The organism is Bradyrhizobium sp. 31Argb, assembly GCF_043638955.1.
GTDB lineage: Bacteria > Pseudomonadota > Alphaproteobacteria > Rhizobiales > Xanthobacteraceae > Bradyrhizobium.
This window is the reverse complement of sequence record NZ_JBEGDB010000009.1, coordinates 28,460-42,951: the sequence shown is the minus strand read 5'-3', so window position 1 is coordinate 42,951 and position 14,492 is coordinate 28,460. Positions and strand designations below refer to the sequence as shown.

Below are 14,492 nucleotides of genomic sequence, written 5' to 3'. Positions count from 1 at the left end.
AACGCCGCCCTGATTTCTTGTCTATGGCTTGCGACAGCCTTCAGGGTCTCAATGGGCCACGAGGTCGAAGCGGTCGAGGTTCATGACCTTGGTCCAGGCCGCCACGAAGTCCTTTACGAACTTCTCCTTCGCGTCCGAGCTCGCATAGACTTCCGCCAGCGCGCGGAGCTGCGAGTGCGAACCGAAGATCAGGTCGGCGCGGGTGCCGGTCCACTTGACGTCGTTGGTCTTGCGGTCGCGGCCCTCGAACACCAGTCCGGCGCTGTCGGACGCCTGCCACTGCGTGCTCATGTCGAGCAGGTTGACGAAGAAGTCGTTCGTCAGCTTGCCCGGCTGCTTGGTCAAGACGCCGTGCCCGGACTTGCCCGTGTTGGCGCCGAGGACACGCAGGCCGCCGACGAGAGCCGTCATCTCCGGCGCCGTCAGCGTCAGCAACTGCGCCTTGTCGACCAGCAGCTCCTCGGGCGAGATGTGCTGCGCGCCGTGCTGATAGTTGCGGAAGCCGTCGGCGATCGGCTCGAGCGGCGCAAAGGATGCGACGTCGGTCTGCTCCTGCGAAGCATCCGTGCGACCGGGCGTGAAGGGCACCTTCACGTCGAGGCCGGCGTCCTTGGCGGCCTTCTCGATCGCCGCGCTGCCGCCGAGAACGATCAGGTCGGCAAGCGAGACTTTCTTGCCGCCGGACTGCGAAGCGTTGAACTCCTTCTGGATTCCTTCCAGCTTCTGCAGAACCTTCGTAAGCTGAGCCGGCTCGTTGACCTCCCAGTCCTTTTGCGGCGCAAGGCGTATGCGCGCGCCGTTCGCGCCACCGCGCTTGTCGGAGCCGCGGAACGTCGAAGCCGACGCCCAAGCCGTCGAGATCAGCTCGGAAACCGACAGCCCGGATGCCAGGATCTTCGCCTTCAGCGCCGCGATGTCCTGCTCGCTGACCAGCTCATGATTGACGGCGGGAACATGATCCTGCCAGATCAGCTCTTCCTTCGGAACGAGCGGGCCGAGGTAACGCACGATCGGACCCATGTCGCGGTGCGTGAGCTTGAACCAGGCGCGAGCAAACGCATCCGCGAACTGATCCGGGTTCTCGTAGAACCGCCGCGAGATCTTCTCGTAGTCCGGATCGACCCGCAGGGCGAGGTCCGTGGTCAGCATGGACGGCGCGTGACGCTTCGACGCATCGTGCGCATCCGGCACCGTGTTGGCGCCTCCGCCGTTTTTCGGCGTCCACTGATGCGCGCCGGCCGGGCTCTTGGTCAGCTCCCATTCGTAGCCGAACAGGTTCCAGAAGAAATTGCTGCTCCACTTGGTGGGCGTCGTGGTCCAGATCACTTCCAGGCCGCTGCCGATCGCGTCACCGCCCTTGCCCGAGCCATACTTGCTCGCCCAGCCGAGGCCCTGCTGCTCGATGTCGGCGGCTTCCGGCTCCGGGCCGACCAGCGTCGCATCGCCGGCACCGTGCGTCTTGCCGAAGGTGTGACCGCCGGCAATCAGCGCAACCGTTTCCTCATCGTTCATCGCCATGCGGTGGAACGTCTCTCTGATATCGCGAGCCGCAGCCAGCGGGTCCGGATTGCCATTCGGCCCTTCCGGGTTGACGTAGATCAGGCCCATCTGCACGGCAGCGAGCGGATTCTGAAGGTCGCGGTCGCCGCTATAGCGCTCGTCCGCCAGCCACTTGCCTTCGGGACCCCAGTAGATGTCGACTTCAGGCTCCCAGGTGTCCGCGCGTCCGCCGCCGAAACCGAAGGTCTTGAAGCCCATCGACTCCAGCGCGACGTTACCGGTGAGGATCATCAGATCGGCCCAGGAGATCTTGCTGCCGTATTTCTGCTTGATCGGCCACAACAGGCGGCGCGCCTTGTCGAGGTTCACGTTATCAGGCCAGCTATTCAGCGGCGCGAAACGCTGCTGGCCGGCTCCGGCGCCGCCGCGGCCATCGTGGATACGGTAGGTGCCCGCGCTGTGCCACGCCATGCGGATGAACAGCGGCCCGTAATGGCCGAAGTCGGCCGGCCACCACTCCTGCGAATCCGTCATCAGGGCTCGAAGGTCCTTGATCACGGCATTCAGGTCGAGGCTCTTGAATTCCTTGGCGTAGTCGAACGCCTCGCCCATCGGATTGGACAGGCTGGAGTGCTGGTGGAGAACCGAGAGGTCGAGCTGATTCGGCCACCAGTCTTTGTTTTGATTTATGCGGGTCGCACCCGAAAACGGGCACTTGGTAGTGTCATCCATCATCGCCTCCTGCGGCAGTTTCTGGTGGGGCTCTGGAAGGACTCTAAACAACCGATATCATAAGGTGAAATTGACTTTCGTGATTGTTGCGATAAGCTTTCCTGATGATCCAGTTTACCCTGCGACAACTTCGTTATTTTGACGCTCTGGCGCGTCACGGCCATTTCGGACGCGCAGCGGAGGCATGCGCCATCACGCAGCCAGCGCTGTCGATGCAGATCAAGGAGCTGGAAGAAGCGGTCGGCGGCGTGCTGCTCGAGCGCAGCGCCCGGCAGGTCGTGCTGACGAAGTTCGGCGAAGAACTCGCCCAGCGCGTCCGCGAAATCCTGCGCTCGGTCGATGAACTCGGCGACTTTGCGCGGGCGTCGCGGGACCAGCTCGTCGGCCGGCTCCGCATCGGCATGATCCCGACGATTGCTCCCTATCTGCTGCCCAAGGTGATCGGCAATCTCACGCAGATGCATCCCGAACTCGACATTCACGTCCGCGAGACGGTGACGCCGAAGCTGATCAAGGAGCTGGCGGAAGGCCGGCTCGACACCGCCATTGTCGCCCTGCCGGTGTCCGAACCCTCGCTGACCGAGGTCGCGCTGTTCACGGAAAATTTCCTGCTGGTGCGGCCGGGGGAGGACGAGGGAACGCCGGTGCCGAGCAGCGAAGCGCTGCGCGAAATGAAGCTTCTCCTGCTGGAGGAGGGACATTGCTTTCGCGAACAGGCGCTGTCGTTCTGCAACATGAAATCATCGCCGCCGCGCGAGGTGCTGGAGGCGAGCTCGCTGTCCACCCTCGTTCAGATGGTCGGCGCCGGCATCGGCGTCACCTTGATCCCGGAAATGGCCGTGGGGGTGGAGACGCGCTCGGCATCGGTGTCGGTCGCCCGCTTCAAGGACCCGCAACCCTCGCGAACCATCGGTATGGTCTGGCGCAAGACCAGTCCTCTGTCCAGGCAGCTCATGCAGATTTCCGAAGTGGTTTGTTTGTCAGCCGATGCGTTGCGCGAGCAGGGCGCTCCAAAGTCTTCATCGCGATCGCGCCATCGCCGGGCCTAAACAAAGAAACGAGAGGAGATCGATACGATGGCGGGACAGTGGATCGACATCGCCACAAAGGACGGCGGCGGCGGCTTCAAGGGATATCTCTCCGTGCCCGCTTCGGGCTCCGGTCCCGGCATCCTGCTCCTGCAGGAAATCTTCGGCGTCAACGCCTCGATGCGCGCGGTGGCGGACTACTACGCTGAGGAAGGCTATGTCGTGCTCGCGCCGGATCTGTTCTGGCGCATGGAGCCGGGCGTCGAGCTCGGCTACAGCGAGGCGGATTTCGGCAAGGCGATGGGCTACTACCAGCGCTTCGATGTCGACCAGTCGATCAAGGATGCGGCCGATGCGCTGAAGGTCCTGCGCGCGCGTCCCGAATGCAAAGGCGGGGTCGGCACGCTCGGCTTCTGTCTGGGCGGCAAGCTCGCCTATCTCCTCGCCGCGCGCACCGATGTCGATTGCGCCGTCAGCTATTACGGCGTCGGCATCGAGGCCGATCTTGGCGAGGCCGGCAACATCAAGGGACCGATGGTGTTTCATTTTGCCGAGCTCGACCGCTTTGCGCCGGCGGAAGCGCGCGAGCAGATCAAGGCTGCGTTTGCGGGGCGTCCCGACGTCGAATTCTATCTCTATCCCGGTTGCGATCACGCGTTCGCCGCGCCGGAGCGGACGAGCTTCAACAAGCCTGCATCGCTGATGGCGCATACGCGTTCGATCGCGTTGTTCCGGAAGGTGCTGGGTCCTCGGTACGATCTCTCCGCATTGTGGGACAAGCATACCGAGCTCGAATTCGCGACGCGCTCGGCTGAGGAGACCATGAAAACCATGGTCGCCGAGCCCTATGTCAACCACATCCCGACCATGACCGGCGGCGTCGGCTATCGCGACCTGCTCCGCTTCTACAAGAACCACTTCATCCCGAAGACGCCGCAGGACACCAAGCTGGTGCCGATCTCGCGCACCATCGGCGCCGACCGCATCGTGGACGAGATGCTGTTCTGCTTCACCCACGACATCGAGATCGACTGGATGCTGCCCGGCATTCCCCCTACGGGCAAATATGTCGAGATCCCGCTGGTCGCGATCGTCCGTTTCCGCGGCGACAAGCTCTACAATGAGCATATCTATTGGGATCAGGCCTCGGTGCTGGTGCAGATCGGATTGCTCGATCCTGCGAAGCTTCCGGTGGCGGGCGTCGAGACCGCGAGGAAACTCGTCGACGAGTCCTTGCCGCGAACACGTTGATGGCACGCTGGGCCGAGAGCGCTCCGAAATAATAGGAACTAATCATCGGCGGCGCGGCGCTAGCCGCTGTCGCGCAGCACCAGTTCGAAGCCGAGATCGATCCGGCGCTCGCCGCCGCGCTCGAGCGTCAGTGTCGCGGCGGTGCGGCCGATCGCATCGCCATGGACGCTGATGGTGCTGAGACTCGGCGAGATCAGCCGTCCCATCTCGAGATCGCCGAGGCCGACAACGGCGACCGGCTGCGCCGCGGCCGGGCCGTCGCGGAGCAATCCGGCCTTGCGCAGGCCGGCCATGAAGCCGATGGCATGGGCGTCGTTGGCCGCGAACACGGCATCGACGCCGGGCAAATTCGCATGCGCGGCGACGCTGCCGGACGCGTTGCGTTCGAGGATCAGCCGCCGCGGCGGTTGCAACCCGCACGCCAGCGCGTGGTCTTGGAACCCGAGCCATCGCCGCGTGCCGCGCGGGTCGTCGCCGCCGATGAAGGCGAGTTGCTGTCGGCTCTGCGCGATGAAGTGGCGCGCGACTGCGACGCCGGCTTGGTAATTGTCGAAACCCGCAACGGCGTCGATCGGATCGATCGGCAGCTCCCAGGTCTCGACGATCGGAATGCGCGCGTGACGCAGCAGGCGCTTGCCGTCCTCGGTCGCGGGCGAGCCGACCATGATGATCGCTTCCGGCCGCCGCGACAGCAGCGCCGCGAGCATGCGGTCCTCGCGCGCGGCGTCGTAGCGTGACTGCGCGAGGATCACCGAATAGCCGAGCGGCTCGAGCTTGTCGGACAGGCCCTGCACAGTGTCGGCAAAGATCGAGTTCGCGATCGTCGGCACCAGGACGCCGACCGAATTGGTCTTCGCGCTCGCGAGTGCGCCCGCGACCAGGTTGGGTACGTAGCCGAGTTCCCGCATCGCCTTCTCGACCCTGGCGCGGGTCGCCGGCGCGACCAGTTCCGGCAGCCGGACCACCCGGCTCACGGTTATCGATGAAACGCCGGCGCGCTTGGCCACCGCCGACAGCGTCGGGGCGACCTCGTCGGAACTGATGTCGGTCTCAGTCAATTCGGAACTCATGGCGGTGGGAATCTGCACGATTCCGGATTGCGCATCCATAGTGACAGCTCTAGCATTGACAATGATAGCGCTAACATGTGGAAATAATAGCGCTAGCATAATAATAAGGAGGAACCGCCGTATGATTTCCGACGAAGTGGTCCAGGCCTACCAGCGCGACGGGGTGATCGTGGTCCCCGAGGTGCTCGACAAGGAGACGCTGGCGCAGGTCCGCACCGTGCTGGCCGAACTCATTGCCGGTGCGGCTAACGTCACGGAGCACACCGACGTCTATGACCTCGAACCCGGGCACACTCCGGACAATCCGCGAGTCCGCCGCATCAAGGCACCGCACAAGGTGCATCCGATCTTCGATCAGATCGTGCGTAGCGAGCCCGTTATCTCCATCCTTACCAAGCTGATCGGACCCGGCCTGCGCCTGCATGGCTCCAAGCTCAACATGAAGTCCGCGCAGTACGGCTCGCCAGTCGAGTGGCACCAGGACTGGGCGTTCTATCCCCACACCAATGACGACATCCTTGCGATCGGCGTGCTGCTCGACGATTGCGACCTGGAGAATGGTCCCATGCTGGTGACACCGGGATCGCATGTCGGCGACGCCATGTGGAATCATCACGGCGAGGATGGCTGCTTCGCCGGCCTGATCGATCCCGACCTGATTCAGGACCAGATCAAGCGTGCGGTGCCCTGCATCGGCAAGGCGGGCAGCATGTCGTTCCATCACGTGCGCGCGCTGCACGGCTCGGCGACCAACACGTCGAACCGCCCGCGCAACCTTCTGCTCTATGAAGTCGCGGCAAGCGATGCCTGGCCGCTGGCAGGCGTGAAGGATCTTGCCGAGTTCGACAGCCGCCTGCTCGCCGGCGGCTCGGTGGTTGCGCCGCGCATGACCCGCCTTCCGGTGCGGATGCCGTTGCCGCCGCCCAAGCGCCAAGGCTCGATCTACGAAACGCAGTCCGCGTCGAAAAAAAGCTACTTCACGCGCGCCGCCTAAAAGAATTCCGACGAAGCCCGCGGGGAGCAACACCCGCGGGCTTCGTGCTTGCGACGACCAATAAACAAACAACAGGGATGGAAACCAATGACCGAGCTCAAGGCCGGCGCCGCCGGCCAATCGCGTTTACGTGTGATCCTTGCTGCGAGCGTCGGCTCCGCGCTCGAATGGTATGACTTCTTCCTCTATGGCACCGCGGCCGCGCTGGTGTTCGGCGAACTGTTCTTTCCCAAGAGCGATCCCGTCGTCGGAACGCTGCTGGCGTTCCTGACCTTCGGCGTCGGCTTCGTGGTGCGCCCACTCGGCGGCATCCTGTTCGGCATCATGGGCGATCGCTATGGCCGCAAGCCGGTGCTGGTTGCGACGCTGTTGATGATCGGCATCGGCACCACCGCGATCGGCCTGTTGCCGACCTATGCGCAGATCGGGATCTGGGCACCCCTGCTGCTGGTCGCAATGCGCGTGGTGCAGGGTCTCGGCGCCGGCGCTGAATATGGCGGTGCGGTGATCTATCTCGTGGAGAATGCGCCCGCGAGGCATCGCGGCTTCTGGGGCGGCTTCGCGCCGCTCGGCGTGTCGGTCGGCAATCTGCTCGCCGCCGGCGCCTTTGCCCTCGTGACCATGCTGCCGCGCGAGGCGATGCTGAGCTGGGGCTGGCGCCTGCCGTTCCTGGCGAGCTTCCTGTTGATCCTGGTTGGTATCTTCGTGCGCTTGCGCGTGACGGAAACGCCCGTCTTTACCGAAGCCGTCGTTGCGCGCGGCAAGGTCGAGCGCAATCCGGCCATGGAGGCGCTGCGCCAGCATCCGCGCAACTTCATGGTCGTGCTGGGCGCGCGGATGGCCGAGAACGGGCTCGGCTATTTCTTCCCGGTGTTCGGGCTCAGCTACGTCATCACCACGGTGGGCGTACCGAAATCGGATGCGCTAAGCGCGCTGATGCTCGCATTCACCATCGAACTGTTCGCGATTCTTGGCTTCGCGGCGCTGTCGGATCGCATCGGACGGCGGCCGGTCTATCTGTTTGGTGCGCTCGCAGGCGTGGCGCTGGCTTTCCCGTTCTTCTGGATGGTCGGGACCAAAGAATGGATCTGGATCGCGGTGGCCTTCATCCTGGCGAGGGCCGTGGTGACGGCAGCGATGTTCGGACCGCAAGCTGCTTACTTCGCCGAGTTGTTCCCGCCGCAGCGGCGCTTCGCCGGATTCGCGTTTGCGCGCGAGCTCGGCTCGCTGCTCGCGGGCGGTCCGGCGCCGTTCGTCGCAACAGCGCTGGTCGCCGCCTACGGCAGTTGGTGGCCGGTCGCCTGCTACGCGATGTTCCTGTCGCTATGTACGGTGATCGCGATCTGGATCGGGCCCGAGACCTATCGCGAGGATATCACCGCCGACGAGCCCGTCGTGCAGCACGACTTGCCCGTGGCGATGCCGCAGCGGGCCTGAGGGGCAGTGCAGCCACTCCGCGTCCAGTCGCCGCTCCAGTTCATGGAGCGGCGATTGGCCGACGCGGCAACGCCGCCGCTATGACGGCAGCGGTTTGCCGGCCTGTTCATTGACGATGTACTCGGCGTACCAGTCAGGCCAGTTCTCGTCGCGCTGGCCGCCGTTCCGCTTCTCGTGCTCGCCGTGCGCGGCCGCCGCGCGCCGCAGTGCGCTCGCGAGTTCGGTCGATGAGCTGAACGTCGTGCCGTCCGTGTCCACGCGTCCCGGCAAACGCGCGGTGATCTCCTGGAGCAGCCAGCCGTTGCCATCCGGATCGCTGAAGGAGGCAAACGACTGGTAGCTGCCACGCTCGGGATCGCGGCCGCTGACCCGCAGCCGGCCGAACAAATAGGGTTCGTCACTGCCAGTGTGCACGTCGCCGCCGCCGTGGAAGGCCTCGCTGACCTTGATGCCGCGACCGAGCAGATCGTTGCGGGCGGCCTCGATGTCGGGAACGACGAGGTACAGGCCTTGCGCGGAGCCGGGCGCCGCCGCGGTGACATTCTTGCCGAAGATGACCGAGGAGGGCGAGCCGGGCGGCGTGAACTGGATCACGCGCCAATCACCAGCGGCGAAGTCGGCATCGAGCCTCCAGCCAAGGTTCGCGTAGAACTGCTTCGCGCGGTCGACATCCGAAACGGGAATGACGACGATCTCCAGTTTCATGTCGACCCGCGCCCTCGCGCCTTCGGTCACATCTGTCATGGATCTCTCCCTGATGTTGATAGTTGATCGGCGAGCACGCGGCGCGTGCCTGATCATCCTATATCGATTGCCGCAGGCGATACGGCGTGAGGTGGTCACGGACTTTCGGTTCCCTTTTCTCACGTGCTTTCACGATCTTTTTATTCCCACATCGGGACTATGGGATGCGGATTCGGACAGGCCTCACAATTTACTTGAAATGACAGCCGTCATCTGACGGGGGATTGCCCAAATTTTGCCTGGAGCCGCATATGGGTGAAGTCGTTCGATTTGTTCCAAAGGCTGAGCTCGAGCGGGCTCGGCTTATTCGAGAGGCGCGCGCGATATACGACGCCATATTCCCGGCGGCCGACGAGGCCAGCTCACAACAGGGCGACGAGACACCGCAACGTCGGTGACTTTACCGTTCAAGACGGCCGCTGCTCGCGTGCATTGAGCGCTCGGGCAGCCTCGATCGAAATCTGCTTTGGCGCCGGCTAGGATCCACGCGCTACGTTCGACGTTTCCCCGCGGCCGACCGCGATGAGATCCGCTGCTCCAGTACCGAGAATTTCCTCGGCACGTTGCCCATCCCAGATCATATCGACCGTCATTGTGGTCATACCTGCGCCCCCTCGGGTCGCGCGGAGGAAATACCTATGGAGCTCGCTCGACTACCAATCACCAGATGTCGCCGATCCCCCTTGAGTTCACTGGGAAACCAAGTGTAAAAGGACAACGACAAAATAGAACATCGTTCTGCTACACAGAACGATAGGGTTGGAGGAATCGAGCGTGAACCCTGATGCGGCATCGACCGACCGGCCATCTGTCGCGTTCGACAATCAGGTGGTCGAAGCGTTCAAGACCATTCCGGAATTGCTGTCGCGCGATGAGAAGCTGATCAGCCGCGGCCGGCTGCTTGATGTGGAGTGTCTGCTCGGACCCACGGTGCAGCCCTTTCATGTGACCATTTGCGGCGGGCAAATTCTCGATATGACTCCCGCACCGGTGCTGATGCGGTCCTGGCGTTTCGCCTATCGCGCGACGCCGGCCGCATATCGCGCCTATTGGCAGGCGATGCCGCCGCCGGGCTGGCACGATCTGCTCGCGCTCACCAAGCGCGGGGAGGCGACGCTGGAAGGCGATCTGCATCCCTTCATGTCGCACCTGCAGTACTTCAAGGATCTCCTGGCGTTGCCGCGTGGCAGCGGTTTGGTGGGCGCGTCATGAGTGGCTTTGTCGAACCGATCGTTGGACGCTACGTCCATGTCGAGATCGATGGCGAGATCAACCGCATCTATTTCGAGGAAAATGGCACCGGCATTCCCCTGGTCTGCCTGCACACCGCCGGCTCCGATGCGCGGCAGTGGCGCCATTTGCTCATCGACGAAGAGTTCACGAAGCAGTTCCGCATCATCGCGTTCGACATGCCCTGGCACGGCAAGTCGAATCCGCCGGACAGCCGATATGGCAACGAATACAGGCTGACGACCGCGACCTACACGGCCACCATCCGCGCCTTTTGCAGCGCCTTGAGGCTCGATCGGCCTGTCGTGATGGGCTGCTCGATCGGGGGACGTATCGTCCTCAATCTTGCGATATCGCATGCCAGCGAGTTTCGCGCGCTGATCGGACTCGAGGCCGCCGACTTCCAGCAACCCTGGTACGACACGGCCTGGCTGAACCGGCCCGATGTCCATGGCGGCGAAGTCTGCGCCGCGCTGGTCTCCGGCCTGATCGCGCCGAACGGTCCGCAGGTCGCGCGCGACGAGACCCTTTGGGGCTACAAGCAGGGCGGTCCCGGTATCTTCAAGGGCGATCTCTATTTCTACCGGGTCGACGGCGATCTGCGCGGCCGCGTCGGCCAGATCGATGTGCGCCAGTGCCCGCTCTATCTCTTGACCGGCGAATACGATTTCTCCTGCACGCCGGAGGACACGCTACGTACTGCCGCAAGCATTCCAGGCGCCAAGGCCACGATCATGGAGCGGCTTGGCCATTTCCCGATGAGCGAGAATCCAGCGCAGTTCCGCGCCTATATCGCTCCAGTACTGCAGGACATCCTGAGCAGGCAGAATACTTGAGTTAGGTAGGGAGCGTATTGATGAAGTTGTGTTGGACGATTGTGGCCGTGCTGGCCGCGCAGGTGAGCGTCGCGTCGGCAGCCGATAACGTCATTCGGATCGGCGTGCTCAACGACCAATCCGGTGTGTTCGCCGACAATGGCGGCCGCGGCTCGATCGCCGCGGCGAAGCTCGCGGCGGAGGATTTCGGCAACGAAATTCTCGGCAAGAAGATCGAGATCATCACCGCCGATCACCAGAACAAGCCGGACATTGCCTCTGCCACCGCACGCAAATGGTTCGACAACGAAGGCGTCGATATGATCGCCGATGGCGCCGCATCCTCCGCGGGCTTTGCCATCCTGGAAATCGCGCGGCAGAAGAACAAGATCTTCGTCATCAGTGGGCCCGGCTCGTCCGACTTCACCGGAAAATCCTGCTCGCCGATCAGCTTTCACTTCAACTACGACACCTATGCGCTGTCGAAGCTGACCAGCGATGCGATCACGCGTGCCGGCGGCAAGACCTGGTACTTCGTCACGGCCGACTATGCGTTCGGCCATGCGTTGCAGCGTGACGCCACCAAGTTCATCGAGGCCGCCGGCGGCAAGGTGATCGGTTCGGCCGCACACCCGCTGGGCACCGCGGACTTCGCCTCGTTCCTGCTGCAGGCGCAAGGCTCCAAGGCCGATGTCGTCGGGCTCGCGACCTCGGGCGCGGACGTGCAGACCGCGATCAAGCAGGCCGGCGAGTTCGGCATCGTCGAGGGCGGGCAGAAGCTGGCCGGTCTCCTTGTGTTCATTACCGACGTCAACTCGCTCGGGCTGAAGGCGACGCAAGGCCTGCAGGTGACGACCTCGTTTTACTGGGACCTCAATGAGGAAACCCGCGCCTGGTCGAAGCGCTATGCGGCGTTGATGGACGGCAAGGTCGCGAGCATGGTTCAGGCCGGCGTCTATAGCGGCGTCCACCACTATCTCGCCGCGGTCAAGGCGGCCGGCACGACCGATACGGCCGCCGTTGCCGCCAAGATGCACGAGATGAAGGTCAACGACATGTACAACAAGGATGTCGCGGTCCGCCCTGATGGACGCGTGCTGCACACCATGTATCTGGTGCAGGTGAAGAAGCCGGAAGAATCCAAGTACAAATACGATTATTACAGGATCGTCAGCTCCAGGCCCGGCGAAGAAGTGTTCCGGCCCATGAACGAAGGCGGCTGTCCGCTGGTCAAGTGAAGCTATCGAGACGGGCAGGCGTTCGCATCGGTCGCCGCCCCAAAGTGTGAGGAGAATGCCTGCATGACAGGGACAATCGGTTTCATCGGTCTTGGCGTCATGGGCGAGCCGATCTGCCGCAATCTGGTGCGCAAAAGCGGACGGAAAGTGCTGGCGTTCGACCTTGCGGCGGAGCCGCTGGCGCGGATCGTCGCCGATGGCGCCGCGGCCGCCGGATCGGTTGCTGATGTCGTCAGCGGCAGCGAGGTCACCTTCATCTGCCTGCCGAGCGCAAACCATGTGTCATCGGCCTTCGAGGGCGGCATCGCGCAGTCGATCCGAAGCGGTCAGACCGTGATCGACCTCGGTACCTCCGATGTCGGCATGACCCGCGAGTTTGCGCGGCGGCTGGCGGAAAAGGGTGCGCTGTGGATCGACGCGCCGATCGCGCGCACCCGCCAGGCGGCGCAGGAGGGTACGCTCAGCGTGATGGTCGGCGCGACGGCCGATGCGTTTGCCAAGGTCGAGCCGCTGATCCGCCATTTCGCCACCGACGTCACGCTCTGCGGCGGCACCGGCGCCGGACAGGTGACGAAGATCCTGAACAACATGGTGTTGTTCGAGACAGTCAATGCATTGGCGGAAGCTGTCGCCGTTGCGAGCCACAGCGGCGTCGAACCAAGGCTGCTGCTGGAAACCTTGTCCAAGGGCTCGGCGGACAGTTTTGCGCTCCGCAACCACGGCATGAAGGCGATCGTTGCGAAGGAATTTCCGCAGCGCGCGTTCTCGACCGAATATGCGCTGAAGGACCTGACCTATGCGCTGGAGCTGGGAGGGCAGGCCGGCCTGAACCTGCGGGGCGCGGCGCTCATGCGCAGCATTTTCGAGGAGACGATCGACAAGGGGATGGGCGATGCGTACTTCCCGGTTATCGCAAAACTGATCGATCCGGCCGGCTTCTCCAAATAGGAGATACGAGACACCATGCGTTCGCCCGGCGTTGCCGCCGTCGATCGTGCGCTCACCATCCTGGGGGCGTTCGAGGAAAAACCGGAGCCGATGAGCCTCGCCGAGCTCTCCCGGCATACCGGGATGTACAAAAGCACGCTGCTGCGGCTGATGACCTCGCTGCAGGAATTCGGCTATCTCGTGCAGCTCCCCGAGGGCCGCTACCATCTCGGGCCGACGCCGTTCCGATTGGGCGCGATCTATCAGCGCGCCAACAATCTGCATGACCAGGTGATGCCGGTCCTGAGGCAACTGGTGGCCGCGGGCACGGAAAGTCCGTCGTTCCACGTTCGGCATGACGGCAAGCGCCGCCTGTGCGTCTTTCGCATCGATTCCCAGCACTCGACGCTCGACCGCGTCGAGGTCGGCATGCTGCTGCCGCTCGACCGCGGCGCCGCGGGACGAGTCATCCTGGCGTTCGACGGCGAGAACGGCGAGGCCTACGACCGTATCAGGAAAGGCGCCATTGCGGCTTCGTTTGGCGAGCGCGACCCGGACTGCGCCGGTATCGCCTGTCCCGTGTTCGGACCGAACGGGAAGCTCGTCGGCGCGCTGTCGCTGTCCGGCCCCAAGCCGCGCTTCACCAAGGATAGCATCAAGACGATGTCCGCACTGCTGTCGCAAGCGGCGTCCAGGCTGACGCGGTCGCTCGGCGGACCGACTGAACTCCCGGATCGCGTTGCTCCGCCGCTCGAGGGGACGGCGCGCTCGCCGCGGCGGGCAAGGAAATAGCGCGGAGCGTTCGCTACTGCTTCTGCAGAAGTTTCAAGCGGCAGCGCAGCGCTTCCCTGATATGGGCGCGCGCCAATTTCTCCGCCTTGTCGCCGTCGCGGGCGGCAATCGCGCTGATGATGGCCCGATGTTCCCTACGGCTAGTCGAGGGGCGGCCGGTCACGGAGAAGGTGGTGGGGCCGAGCAGCGCAATCCAGTCCTGCAGCTCCCTGGAGGCACCATCGAGATAGCGGTTGCGGGCAGCGCGGCAGATCGCTTCATGGAAGGCGCGGTTGAGCTCTGCCATCTCCGTGGGATCGTCGGGGTGTTCCGCAAAGGCCTGCTCGATATCCGTCAGGGCATCGATCTCGGGCCGTGAGGCGTGTTCGGCGGCAAGCCGGGCGGCCGCGCCTTCCAGGATCTCGCGCATGGTATAGAGCTCGAGCACTTCGCCGACATCGAGGCTGCGGACGATCAGCCCGCGGCCGCCCGCCGGCGCCACGAAGCCGCGCTCCGCAAGCCGGCCCAGCGCCTCGCGCACCGGGGTGCGGCTGACCTTCAGCCGCTGCGCAACTTCCTCTTCCCGCAGCCGGTCTCCGGCCCGATAGGCTCCCGCCTTCAGCGCCTCGCACAATGAGCGGAACACGGCTTCCCCGAGCTGAACGCCGGAGCCGCGCGAAATCGATCCGATCGCCTTGTTCGGCCGCTTTGCCATCCTGCCTCCGGTCGCAGGCGCATTAATCCCATGCAAAGAC

The 14,492-nt window shown here is 63.9% G+C and carries 13 protein-coding genes; 9 read left to right on the top strand and 4 right to left on the bottom strand.

Annotated features, from left to right (window positions below):
* Positions 1-48: 48 nt before the first annotated feature.
* Positions 49-2,232: a catalase/peroxidase HPI gene (gene katG / locus AAFX91_RS03275; RefSeq protein ID WP_394565525.1), complete on the bottom strand. Its 2,184-nt coding sequence runs from the start codon at positions 2,230-2,232 to the stop codon at positions 49-51.
* Positions 2,233-2,336: 104 nt separating this feature from the next.
* Here katG and AAFX91_RS03270 point away from each other — a divergent pair, with 104 nt between their 5' ends.
* Both AAFX91_RS03270 and AAFX91_RS03265 read left to right on the top strand, forming a co-directional pair.
* Positions 2,337-3,281, top strand: a complete 945-nt coding sequence (locus AAFX91_RS03270; RefSeq protein WP_130577290.1) for a hydrogen peroxide-inducible genes activator — start codon at positions 2,337-2,339, stop codon at positions 3,279-3,281.
* 27 nt (positions 3,282-3,308) lie between these two features.
* The gene (locus AAFX91_RS03265) at positions 3,309-4,511 is read left to right on the top strand and encodes a dienelactone hydrolase family protein (protein WP_394565524.1); all 1,203 of its coding nucleotides are present in this window, start codon (positions 3,309-3,311) and stop codon (positions 4,509-4,511) included.
* Between the two features lie 59 nt (positions 4,512-4,570).
* Here the strand turns inward: AAFX91_RS03265 and AAFX91_RS03260 are convergent, their stop codons facing one another.
* Positions 4,571-5,620 (bottom strand): LacI family DNA-binding transcriptional regulator, encoded by a 1,050-nt coding sequence (locus AAFX91_RS03260; protein ID WP_394565523.1) that lies wholly within the window; start codon positions 5,618-5,620, stop codon positions 4,571-4,573.
* Positions 5,621-5,702: 82 nt separating this feature from the next.
* Here AAFX91_RS03260 and AAFX91_RS03255 point away from each other — a divergent pair, with 82 nt between their 5' ends.
* Positions 5,703-6,575 carry a phytanoyl-CoA dioxygenase family protein gene (locus AAFX91_RS03255; RefSeq protein WP_394565522.1) on the top strand — a complete coding sequence of 291 codons (873 nt, stop codon included), beginning with the start codon at positions 5,703-5,705 and terminating at the stop codon, positions 6,573-6,575.
* A gap of 87 nt (positions 6,576-6,662) precedes the next feature.
* The gene (locus AAFX91_RS03250) at positions 6,663-8,012 is read left to right on the top strand and encodes an MFS transporter (RefSeq protein WP_394565521.1); all 1,350 of its coding nucleotides are present in this window, start codon (positions 6,663-6,665) and stop codon (positions 8,010-8,012) included.
* Positions 8,013-8,090: 78 nt separating this feature from the next.
* On the opposite strand, the gene AAFX91_RS03245 is transcribed toward AAFX91_RS03250, so the two are convergent.
* Positions 8,091-8,756: a VOC family protein gene (locus AAFX91_RS03245; protein WP_394565520.1), complete on the bottom strand. Its 666-nt coding sequence runs from the start codon at positions 8,754-8,756 to the stop codon at positions 8,091-8,093.
* 774 nt (positions 8,757-9,530) lie between these two features.
* On the opposite strand from AAFX91_RS03245, the gene AAFX91_RS03240 reads away from it, so the two are divergent.
* The 5 genes from AAFX91_RS03240 to AAFX91_RS03220 all read left to right on the top strand — a co-directional run bounded on the left by AAFX91_RS03240 (position 9,531) and on the right by AAFX91_RS03220 (position 13,758).
* The gene (locus tag AAFX91_RS03240; RefSeq protein WP_394565519.1) at positions 9,531-9,968 is read left to right on the top strand and encodes a hypothetical protein; all 438 of its coding nucleotides are present in this window, start codon (positions 9,531-9,533) and stop codon (positions 9,966-9,968) included.
* Positions 9,965-10,822 carry an alpha/beta fold hydrolase gene (locus AAFX91_RS03235; protein ID WP_394565518.1) on the top strand — a complete coding sequence of 286 codons (858 nt, stop codon included), beginning with the start codon at positions 9,965-9,967 and terminating at the stop codon, positions 10,820-10,822. The genes AAFX91_RS03240 and AAFX91_RS03235 overlap by 4 nt, the downstream gene beginning before the upstream one ends.
* Positions 10,823-10,842: 20 nt before the next feature.
* Entirely contained in the window at positions 10,843-12,039 is a 1,197-nt protein-coding gene (locus AAFX91_RS03230) for an ABC transporter substrate-binding protein (protein ID WP_130577298.1), read from the top strand.
* Positions 12,040-12,102: 63 nt separating this feature from the next.
* Complete coding sequence (locus AAFX91_RS03225; RefSeq protein ID WP_394565517.1) at positions 12,103-12,987, top strand: NAD(P)-dependent oxidoreductase; 885 nt, start codon at positions 12,103-12,105, stop codon at positions 12,985-12,987.
* Positions 12,988-13,002: 15 nt separating this feature from the next.
* On the top strand, positions 13,003-13,758 hold the full coding sequence (locus AAFX91_RS03220) for an IclR family transcriptional regulator (protein WP_394565516.1): 756 nt from the start codon (positions 13,003-13,005) through the stop codon (positions 13,756-13,758).
* 13 nt (positions 13,759-13,771) lie between these two features.
* On the opposite strand, the gene AAFX91_RS03215 is transcribed toward AAFX91_RS03220, so the two are convergent.
* Positions 13,772-14,452, bottom strand: a complete 681-nt coding sequence (locus tag AAFX91_RS03215; protein WP_130577301.1) for a GntR family transcriptional regulator — start codon at positions 14,450-14,452, stop codon at positions 13,772-13,774.
* Positions 14,453-14,492: the final 40 nt, after the last annotated feature.

Excerpts from the sequence above, each read along its gene's own strand:
- katG (WP_394565525.1), bottom strand. The coding sequence starts at position 2,232 with ATGGATGACACTACCAAGTGCCCGTTTTCGGGTGCGACCCGCATAAAT.
- AAFX91_RS03270 (WP_130577290.1), top strand. The coding sequence starts at position 2,337 with ATGATCCAGTTTACCCTGCGACAACTTCGTTATTTTGACGCTCTGGCG.
- AAFX91_RS03265 (WP_394565524.1), top strand. The coding sequence starts at position 3,309 with ATGGCGGGACAGTGGATCGACATCGCCACAAAGGACGGCGGCGGCGGC.
- AAFX91_RS03260 (WP_394565523.1), bottom strand. The coding sequence starts at position 5,620 with ATGGATGCGCAATCCGGAATCGTGCAGATTCCCACCGCCATGAGTTCC.
- AAFX91_RS03255 (WP_394565522.1), top strand. The coding sequence starts at position 5,703 with ATGATTTCCGACGAAGTGGTCCAGGCCTACCAGCGCGACGGGGTGATC.
- AAFX91_RS03250 (WP_394565521.1), top strand. The coding sequence starts at position 6,663 with ATGACCGAGCTCAAGGCCGGCGCCGCCGGCCAATCGCGTTTACGTGTG.
- AAFX91_RS03245 (WP_394565520.1), bottom strand. The coding sequence starts at position 8,756 with ATGACAGATGTGACCGAAGGCGCGAGGGCGCGGGTCGACATGAAACTG.
- AAFX91_RS03235 (WP_394565518.1), top strand. The coding sequence starts at position 9,965 with ATGAGTGGCTTTGTCGAACCGATCGTTGGACGCTACGTCCATGTCGAG.
- AAFX91_RS03230 (WP_130577298.1), top strand. The coding sequence starts at position 10,843 with ATGAAGTTGTGTTGGACGATTGTGGCCGTGCTGGCCGCGCAGGTGAGC.
- AAFX91_RS03225 (WP_394565517.1), top strand. The coding sequence starts at position 12,103 with ATGACAGGGACAATCGGTTTCATCGGTCTTGGCGTCATGGGCGAGCCG.
- AAFX91_RS03220 (WP_394565516.1), top strand. The coding sequence starts at position 13,003 with ATGCGTTCGCCCGGCGTTGCCGCCGTCGATCGTGCGCTCACCATCCTG.
- AAFX91_RS03215 (WP_130577301.1), bottom strand. The coding sequence starts at position 14,452 with ATGGCAAAGCGGCCGAACAAGGCGATCGGATCGATTTCGCGCGGCTCC.